Annotated in this window: 4 protein-coding genes; all 4 read right to left on the bottom strand. The window is 64.1% G+C overall.

Annotated features, from left to right (window positions below; all coding sequences use genetic code 11):
• Positions 1-365: 365 nt before the first annotated feature.
• Positions 366-1,988 (bottom strand): P-loop ATPase, Sll1717 family, encoded by a 1,623-nt coding sequence (locus tag MNZ27_RS22095; RefSeq protein WP_242396235.1) that lies wholly within the window; start codon positions 1,986-1,988, stop codon positions 366-368.
• A gap of 145 nt (positions 1,989-2,133) precedes the next feature.
• Entirely contained in the window at positions 2,134-5,268 is a 3,135-nt protein-coding gene (locus MNZ27_RS22090; protein ID WP_277958210.1) for a type I restriction endonuclease subunit R, read from the bottom strand.
• Positions 5,265-6,485 carry a restriction endonuclease subunit S gene (locus MNZ27_RS22085; protein ID WP_242396233.1) on the bottom strand — a complete coding sequence of 407 codons (1,221 nt, stop codon included), beginning with the start codon at positions 6,483-6,485 and terminating at the stop codon, positions 5,265-5,267. The genes MNZ27_RS22090 and MNZ27_RS22085 overlap by 4 nt, the downstream gene beginning before the upstream one ends.
• On the bottom strand, positions 6,482-8,113 hold the full coding sequence (locus MNZ27_RS22080; protein WP_242396232.1) for a class I SAM-dependent DNA methyltransferase: 1,632 nt from the start codon (positions 8,111-8,113) through the stop codon (positions 6,482-6,484). The genes MNZ27_RS22085 and MNZ27_RS22080 overlap by 4 nt, the downstream gene beginning before the upstream one ends.
• Between the last annotated feature and the right edge of the window lie 1,041 nt (positions 8,114-9,154).

Here is a 9,154-nt window from a genome sequence, read left to right as displayed (position 1 = left end):
ACGAAGTCGTGCACGCGGCGGGGGCGGATGGCCTGGTTGCGCATGGGCCCCGCACCATGATCTCAACCCCGCGGAACGTCTACAACTGGCCCCATCCCATGACCGTGGGAATGAGGGGATCGGTCAGGGCGTGATCTGGATCGTTTCCTAAGGGATCGGATCCGCACATCTCTTGCGCGGATCGCGATCATCCGCTCTACCCCCGAACGGGGCGCAGCCGATGGCGCTTCAGAACGCCCGAACGGCCGCGGAGCCTCGCATACGGTCGACAGGCCCTCTCGTCGTTCTCCGTTCTTCAGGACTACGGAGTCTTGAGGATGTACTCGCGGTGCCACGAGGCGGCCCTTTAGGGGACAACGCCGCTGTTACGAATGCAGCCGTACGCCGAGAGTCCGCCAAAACCCTTGGTGAATGGCTACTCGCACGCCTGGCAGTTCCTGCTCGGCAGACGAGATGCTCTTGTGGCCGGCGTAGGCCCACTCGATCCCCTCGTGTTTCTCGAGCTTCAGGCCGATGATTCCGGTTCGATAGAATACATCAAGAGCCATTGCCCGAAACACGGAAGGCGAAACGAGCCCATTAGCGGTTGCTAACGCGGCCGCCCCCAGAGGACAGGGCGGCGACGCCTCGTCACTGATGGCGAAGCGCAGGCAGCTCTCAGCGACATCGGAGTCGCTGATCTCTTCGAGTGGGAATAGGGCCTGCCGGTTCTTCAGAATTCCGATGTGGCGAAGCAGGGTGGGGTAATCGGCCGCCCATTCATCAGCTATCGCCCTTAGCCGCGCAGGGGAATAGACGCCTTCCGCTTGACGAACGTTGTCCACGGAGATCGCAGATCGATCGATCGCCTGCTCGATGCAACAGTTCATGAACTGAATAGCATCCCGCGGGCGACGCAACGTACGACTCACGATGTACTCGAGAGCAGGGAGTTGGTCGATGTACTTCGGCAGGAGGTCCGAAACATCGGGCACGTCCCGCACGCCACGCTTTTTCAAGAGATACCCGAGGCGCGCGCGGAGAAGTTCCACGAGTTCTCGCTCGCTCCAGTCGAGCCGAAGATAGATCGACTCATACTTCTCCTGCTGAAAACCCGCGTCGCGAGTGAGCTTGAACACTCGATCGATGAGATCCCGCCGTAGCGCTACGACAATTTTCGCGTTCCGAACCTTTCGGAAATCACGAACCGTCTCGAGAAGCGCGCGGACGAGGAGGTACCGAAAGCGATCCTCGATCCAGTTCTCATCCAGGCGGTCGATGAGAACGTAGTAGGGCTTCTGCGGATCATCGAGTACTGCGTCAAGCATCTCGAGGACCTCGGAAAGCTCCCGGATCTGGACTTGGTTCACAACAACTTGGGCGCGCTCCACGACCTCTTGAATCTGCTGCTGTGTCAGCTTATGGGCATCCGACGCGGTGAAACTCACGCCTGGAACTTTGCTGTTGATCGACCCAGAGATCTCTCGTTCAAGCTTGGTTGTGAGCTCCTTGATGCGGTAGTCGGTCTCTTTCCAGAACGTTCTACCCCACTCCTCCAGATATTTCACGGCGCGTCTATGCTTGACGTCGAAGAGCGTGCGCACTTTCTGGAGAAAGCTCACCTGATCTGCTTCACTGTAAACTCCGAAGTGAGACCGCAGAATCTCGACCGTAAATACGTGCCGCCAAAGAAGCTTGAAGAAGATGTCGAGCTTCACGCCGAGGGACAGGAGGTACTTGAGAATCGTCGAGTTCGTGATGTGGGCGAGGGCGAGACTCTCGGGGGCAATCGTGAGCACGCGCACATGCGTGCGAGACAGGCGATCCAGGAGCGCTGTCTTGCCACATCCGGTGCCGCCGACGACGACCCTGCGAGAGTCCCCGCAGTCAAGCAGCGCCTCGACATCTTCCGTATCGACGAAGCAGTGCTCCAAGAACTCCCGATCTTCGCCAGCGTCCGGCACACCGATTCGATCCAAGCGCTTGAATCTGAACTTGCTTCGGGTCATGGGTTCTCCCGATAGATCGATACACTCAGCCCCTGACTCTGTTGACCGCGCTCCGGAATCCCGTGGCTCTTCAGGCGATTTCGCCCAGGCACAGCTGGACGCCAGCGGAGTCGCGACTCAACGTGCAGTTTGAAGTCAGGCGGGCCTAAGCAGCGATGCCATACCGTTCGTAGACGTGCTGGAAGACGGCGCCCGACTTCGCCTCGAAGAGCTCGCGCGTATAGGACGGCGGAAGGCCCGCGTCGAGCGCATCCTTGATCGCCTCGAGGACCCGGGCGCGGGACTGCGTTGTTTTCTGCCAGTCGACAGTAAGGATCCCCCGGATCGTCGTAAGAAGATGTCGGGCCACTTTCTTCACCTCGTTCCGCTCCTCGGTCGTGAGTTCGGGACCGGGGCGGGTCAGGAGGTCGAACACGACCAACTCCTCCTCGGAGAGTTGCTCGCGGACGTGGCGTGATTCCTCCTCGGTGAGGTTCCGGCTCAGCTCCAGGAGCTCGAGGAAGAGCTGCTCGATCTGCTTCGACCCGATGTTGTACTCGTCGATGAGCGCCTCGAAGCGCTCGCGGAGGTCCACGCGCGTCTCGTTCGCGGCGATGAGCCGGTCCAGCTGCGCGCGGATGGCGGCCTTGAGCCGCTCCAGGTCGAGGTTCTTGGTAATCGACGTCTTGAACCGCTCGGCGAGCGCCGGGAAGTCGATCCGCGAGAGATCGATGGGAGGCGGCCCTCCCTCGCGGACCATCTCCGCGCCCTCGATCGAGCGGTCGAGTACGTCGCCGATGCGGCGAAGCACCTCACCGAGTTCCGCCTGCTCGGGGGCCGTTTCGCTCCGGATCCGGTCGACAAGGGCCGCCAACGTCGACATCCGGGCCGCGAACTCGGCCGCGCGCTGGTGAGGCTTGATGGCCGCGTACAACCGCTCGGCGAGGCGCGCCTGGGCGAGGAAAACCTTACGGCGCTCGTCGGGCGCGAGGAGCGCGTTCGTCGCCTCCCCGACCCGCGTCAGCCGCTCGAGCGCGTTCGCGCTCGCCTCGATTATGGCGAGCTGCACACCGGCCGCGGCGCAGAAGGCGTCGAGCTCACCGATCGCGTCTCGCAGTTCGTCGATGAGCGCGTCCTTTTCGCGCACCGGCGTCCGCACCCCGGCCGCGGCGCCGTAGATCGCGAGCGCCTTCTCGAGCGATTGGAAGACGTTGGAGTAATCCACGATCACGCCGCTGTGCTTGCCAGGGAAGACCCGGTTCGGGCGCGCGATGGTCTGCATAAGCGTGTGGTTGCGCATCGGCTTGTCGAGGTACACCGTCGAGCAGCTCGGCGCATCGAAGCCCGTTAGCCACATCGCACAGACGAAGACGAGCGACAGGGGGTCGTCGGGGTCCTTGAATTTCTCGTCGAGTGGTGGCTGCGACTCGACCATCCGCTTCCGGTGGGAGACGATACCGAGGCCGAGCTTCCGCATCTCCTCGACCTCATTCTGCCCCGGCGAGACGATGACGGCCATGTCGACCGCGTCGAGGCGCCGGAGCCGCTCGACTAGCTTCGCCTGCTCCCCCTCGCCTTGCCCGTAGTCGATCGCTGCACGCACGCGCGCCCGCTCCGCGTCCCACTCCCGGCGGACCTTCTCGTACGTCCGCAGCGCGGTCGCCTTGTCGATCGTGACCACCATAGCCTTCCCCTGGAACCCGCGTCCCAGAAAGTGCTGCACGACGTCCTTCGCGACGGTATCGAGCCGGTCGTCGCGCGTGATGAGATGGTAGCGCTGGCCGAGGAGCCGCTGCAGCCGCGCTTCGCCCTGCTCGTCCAGGCCGGCCTCGTCGATGACGTCGTAGAGATCCTCGTTCAGTTCGGGGTTCACGAGCCGCAGCTCCGGCGTGCGGTTCTCGTAGAACAGCGGGACCGTCGCCCCGTCCTCGATCGACTGCTGGAAGTCGTAGATCGAAACGTAGTCGCCGAAGACCTCGCGCGTGCGCTCCTCACCGGCGATGAGCGGCGTGCCCGTGAACGCGACGAATAGCGCGTTCGGCAGCGCCGCGCGCATGTTCATCGCGAGCTGGTCATACTGCGAGCGGTGCGCCTCGTCGGCGATCACGATGATATCGCGCCGGTCGTTCAGCACCTCGGCGGTCTGGAACTTGTGGATGAGGGTGAAGACGTAACGATGGTTCTCGCGGAGGAGGCGGCGCAAATGCGCGCCGCTCGACGCGTGGCAGGCCGTCGCGTCTTGGACAGCGCCGCAGGCCGCAAAAGTCTTCGCAATCTGCTCGTCGAGCTCGACGCGATCCGTGACGACCACAAAGGTCCAGTTGCCCGGGACAGTGCGCAGGATCTTCTGCGCGAAGAACACCATCGAGAAGCTCTTCCCCGATCCTTGCGTCTGCCAAAACACGCCGGCCCGGCCGTGCCCCGCCTCCCTCGCCTCGAGTGCCTTGCGGATGGCGTTGTTCACGCCTAGGTACTGATGGTTCTGCGCGAGGATCTTGGCAAGCCCGGTCTTGTGCTCCGAGAAGAGCGAGAAGTTCCGGGCCAGGTCGAGCAGCCGGCCCTTCTCGCAAGTTCCCCGGAGCAGGACCTCGAGCGACACCCGCCGCGGCTCGTCCTCGCGCTCGACCCGCTTCCATTCGAAAAAGCGACCCCAGTCGGCCGTGAGCGACCCCACCTTCGCGTCGGTCCCGTTGGACGCGATGAGCAGCGCGTTGAACGCGAAAAGCCTCGCGACACCGTTCTGCACGTGCTGGTAACTGGTGAGGTTCTCGTCGAACGCCTGCCGCACCGGGACACCCGGCCGTTTCAGCTCGACGACGACCCACGGCAGGCCGTTCACGAACAGCACGACGTCCGGGATGCACCGATAGAGCGGGCCCTGGACCGCAAGCTGCTCGACCGCGAGGAAGTCGTTTTCGGAGGGGCGCTCCCAGTCTACCACACGGAGCGTGCGCGGCTCTTCCCGTCCCGTGCGCTCGTCCTTGACTGTAACCTTGATGCCGTCAGTCAGAAGCCGATGCACCTCCCGGTTTGCGGCCGCAGGCCCCATCGCTACGCGCTCGCGAGTTAGCTCGTCAGCCGCGAGGTTGATCGCCGCGGCCGGCGCGTCGGGGTTCAGCTTCCCGAGCGCCGCCCGCAACCGGCCGAGCAGAACGACCTCGCGTTGTGATCCGCGGCCAAGCGTCGCGCCGACCCCGAAAGTCTCTTCGACTGCCGACACCGCTGGCCAGTCGAGCGAGGCGAGGACCTCCATGGCCGCGGCCTCGACAAGCGCCAGCTCCGTGTAGGCGCCCGGACTCATGCGGCTTCGGCAACCATGAGTTGGCCCGAGAGCAGCCGAACGAGGAGAATGTCGCGGGTCCTTCGAAGGATGGCTGCTTGCTCCATAAGGACGCCGGTGAGGTCATCGGGTGGTCCGAGCATCTTTTCCGCCTCCAGCAGCGATGTCCGGTCTGGAACGCGAACGCTCATTCGTCGCTGATTCGTGAGGCTTACGTAGTCTGCCATGTCGGTCGAACCCTTTACTCGATCAACCTGGTCGAGGAACTCCCGGGTCTGCATCCAGCGAAACAGGTAGTTCGGCGTCAGCACATCCGCGTCGCGAACACGCCAGAAGCAGATCTGCGGCGAGTACACGAACCGCGGCGTCCGCGCCCTCACCTTCGCGAATCGGCCTACCGTTCCCTTGGACGTAAACAATACGTCTCCAACGTTTGAGACCTTTGAACCCGCCCTCTCGAGATACTCAGCAGACAACACGTCCGCGTCTTCGAAGTGGAACCCAGCATCGATGTTTCCTGCACGAACAAACGGTAGTCCTGGTGCGCCAAGCTCCGAATTCTTTGCGCGATACCCATCATTGATTTCGAGAACGCGCTCGTCGATCAGTTGCTGCGCAGGTACGAGACGCGACGTCGCCTGCGCCGCCGTTAACCATTCGCGAAATCGCGCCCATGCCATCTCGTCCAGCACCCGGATGCGCTGCTCGCAGTTCCGAATGAGGTCGTCGTACGCTACGAGAATAGACACTATGCGTTGCTGTTCGGCCAGCGGCGGGACGACAACCGTCAGCCGGGCGAGGTCACTCCCGCGTACCCCAGATACGGCCGTTTGGCTCGATATCGCGGCGACTGCTGCTCGCAAGTATGGCGCGCGAAAGCTGTAGAAGAGGAACCGCGGGTCGATGACAGAGCGGTTCGGTCTGGCGCGGATGATCGAAGATTCGAACGTGGTATCCTCGAGCGGGTTCACGACTAACGCGCACTTCCCCGAGCCCTCGAGCACTACCGAGCGCCGTGCGAACAGGATGTCACCGTCGCGAATGAGAAGCTTGGATTTCTCCACATCGCTCAGACGAAGGCGCTTCATCTCCTGATTGGAGATGAAGTCATTACCGAACAACTCCCCCATGTTTACGATCTTGGTTCCGCTGCCGTGGTGCTCCTTCGGCTTATACACACCATTCCGGAGCGGCTCGGCGAGCAAGTCCTCAAGTACGAATCGTCGCCACTCGCTCATCGCCCCCCCAGGATCTCCGCCGCGTTCTTCGCGATCGTCCTTTCCGCCTGTCTCGCCTCGACCGTGAGTCGTTCGAGTTGCTCGTTCAGCGCCGCGAATTGCTCCTTGAAGTCTTCGTCGCTGACATTGTCGCCTGGTGCGACACCGACGTAACGCCCTGGGCTCAGGCTCCAGTCCTGCGCCTCGATGTCGGCAATTCTTCCGACCTTGCAGAGACCGGCCACATCCGCGTACTTCGGCTTCTTACCGAAGAGTTCACGCAGTTTCTCACCAGCCTCGTCGCCGCCAAAAGTGAGGTCAACCGCCTCGGCGCGGTAGAGCCGGATCACGTTGGCGAGGAAGCCGATCTGGGCCTCGGTCCAGTCGCGGTGCGCACGGTCGACCTGGCGGTACACGTGCCGCGCGTCCAGGAACAGCACCTTGTCCCGGCGCTCCTTCGACTTCCCGCGGTCGAGGAACCATAGCGTACACGGCAAGGCTACCGTGTAGAACATGTTGGGGCCGACTGAGACCATCACGTCCACGGACCGCGACTCGACGAGTTGCTTCCGCAACTCCATCTCGGACGCGCGCGCGTCGGATGCCGAGTTGGCCATCACGAACCCGGCCCGGCCGGTCGCGGAGAGCGCCGAGTAGAAGAGCTGAATCCAGAGGTAGTTCCCGTTGTCCGGGTTCGGAAGGCCGAACGGGAACCGGCGGCCGGGACCCGTCGCCTCCTTCACGCGATCCTTGTCAACGTTGTTCACGTTGAACGGCGGGTTCGCGAGCACGAAGTCGAAGCGGCCGACTGCGTTGTGCGGATCGTCGTAGTAGCTGTTGATCTCGCCGCCGTGCCGAATATCGCCCTCGAGACCGTGGACCGCGAGGTTCATTCGGCAGAGCCGGCCCGTCGAGTCGACCTTCTCGACGCCGTGGATCGCCAAGCCGTTCCCGTTTCCGTTCTTCCGGTGCTCGGCCACGAAGCGCGCGCTCTGCACGAACATGCCGCCCGAGCCGCACGCGGGATCGAGCACGCGCCCTTTGAACGGCTCGAGGATCTCGACCATCAGCCGGACGATCGAGGTCGGCGTGTAGAACTCGCCGCCGCCGTGTCCCTCCGCCATCGCGAACTCGGCGAGGAAGTACTCATAGATCTTCCCGAACGAGTCGCCCTCGAGGTCAACTGGGATGGTCGAGAAGATCTTCAGCAGCTCTTTCAGCAGCCGCGCGTTGAACGCCTGAAACGTCTTCGACAGCACTCCCGAGAGCTGCGGGTTCTCGCGCTCGATCGCGCGCATCGCGTCGTCAACCGCTTGGCCAAGCGATCTGCCGTTCTTGCCGCCCTCCGGGTAGTCGAGGAGTTCGCCGAACCGCGCCTCCGGCGGCAGGAAAATAACGCCAGCCGCGTGGTACGCGCCGACGTCGCCGACGCGAGAACCGCGCCTTCCGCTCGCCGCCTTCTCGAGCTCGGCGCGGCGCGCGGCGAACTTCGCGTCGGCGAACCTGAGGAAGATGAGCCCCAGCACCGGCTGGCCGTACTGGGCCGACGTCAGGTCGCTGTTCGCGCGGAGCTCGTCGGCGGCGGCCCAGAGCCGCTTCTCCAAGGTGATGGTTGCGACATCGTTCTCCGCAGGGGCTATCCAGCGCATGGCTTGGTATACCTCGGATTCGCTCGCTTCGATTCGTCGCCGGCTCCTGCTTCGAAGCAACTCACGAGATCGACTTGCCGCGCGAAGCCGCCAGGTCCACGACCGCCGATACCGCCCCCTCTGCAACGAGGCCATTCGCCGATGACCCGAGACACGCCCATCCAGATGGCGAAGCGGCGTTTCATAGAGTCTTCGGGCGCCAGCGCTAACGATGAATCGAAGGCAGGGGTGGGTAGTCTGGTGCAGACTGGATGGGATCGCAGCAACGGCCGCACCCGGCTTGGGCGAGGCGGGTGCGGCCTGAGGTCGCGATGGCGGCTGGCACATCCGGTGCGCCGAGAAGGCCGGTGCCGCGCACGCGCGGCACGTCCGCCGGTACGTCCGCCGGCGCTCGCTCCATCTACGCGAGCAGCGCGGCCGGCCGCTCCTGCTGCACGAAGTGACCCGCCCCCGGGATGACGACCTCCTGCACGTCGGGCACACGAGTGCCTTCATCGCATCCGCGGGCGCCAGGGCTCGCCCGGAATCCCGGTCGCCGACGAGATACAGCACGGACTTGAGGATCTTCGCGGTTCCGGCGACGCCGGGCTCCTGGAAGTACAGGACGTGGGACCAGGCGTCGCCGAAGAGCGCCTTCAGGGATCGGATGGGCGGCATCGGCGGGCGCCCGAGGTAGCGGACGCTCATGCCGACGACCGCGCGCACGCGATCGGGGTGCAGGGCGGCCCACACCCACGCCGCGGCGGCCCCCAGTCGTGCCCGGCGACCACGGCGGTCCGCGCTCCGAAGGCATCCAGCAGGATGAGGCAATCCCCGACGTCCGCGAGGCGTCCCCCTCCGCGCGCGGCGCTCCACGACCCGCGCTCGCTCGCAGCGGCCAAGTGTTGCCGCGCATCTCCGATGACGGCGTAGCGCTCGATCTCACGCAGGCTGCGTGAGGGAGAGTGGCGCGTCATGACGGTGACGGCCATCGAGCAGCCTGGAAACTGGCGATCACGGTCGGTGATGATATCGACGCCACCGAGGAGGGGGCACCGGCAC

This window comes from Anaeromyxobacter oryzisoli (assembly GCF_022690765.1).
In the GTDB taxonomy this organism is placed as follows: Bacteria; Myxococcota; Myxococcia; order Myxococcales; family Anaeromyxobacteraceae; genus Anaeromyxobacter; species Anaeromyxobacter oryzisoli.
The sequence above is the reverse complement of the archived record's forward strand: the minus strand, read 5'-3'. Positions and strand labels throughout refer to the sequence as shown.